The 393-nt window shown below is 40.5% G+C and carries 1 protein-coding gene; it reads left to right on the top strand.

The genetic code is table 11. The features are described from left to right. A partial coding sequence (locus tag EN885_RS33340; RefSeq protein ID WP_206616892.1) for a reverse transcriptase domain-containing protein occupies positions 1-393 on the top strand: 393 nt, incomplete at both ends.

Below are 393 nucleotides of genomic sequence, written 5' to 3'. Positions count from 1 at the left end.
GGTTTTGGATAAACAAGGGGTCCCAAGTAGATATATTGACATAGTTAAGGATATGTATGATGGAGCGATAGCTAGTGTTAGGACAACGGGGGGAGAGACAAATGAGTTTGCGATCACAGTAGTGTTGCACCAAGGGTCAACATTGAGTCCATACCTTTTTGTTTTAGTTATCGATGAGTTGACTAGGCACATACAGGAGGAAGTGGCATGGTGTATGCTATTTGCTGATGATGTTGTGTTGATTGATGAGACTAGAGAGGGGGTAAATGCCAAGTTAGAACTATGGAGGGGTGTTTTAGAATCAAAGGGTTTTAGGATAAGCCGGACTAAGACAGAATATATGGAATGCAAGTTTAGCCAAAATAGAAGTAAAAACGAGGGAGTAGTTAAAAT

The sequence above is a fragment of the Mesorhizobium sp. M6A.T.Cr.TU.014.01.1.1 genome (assembly GCF_004022765.1).
Classification (GTDB): Bacteria; Pseudomonadota; Alphaproteobacteria; order Rhizobiales; family Rhizobiaceae; genus Mesorhizobium; species Mesorhizobium mediterraneum.
This window is presented reverse-complemented; position numbering and strand designations above follow the sequence as displayed.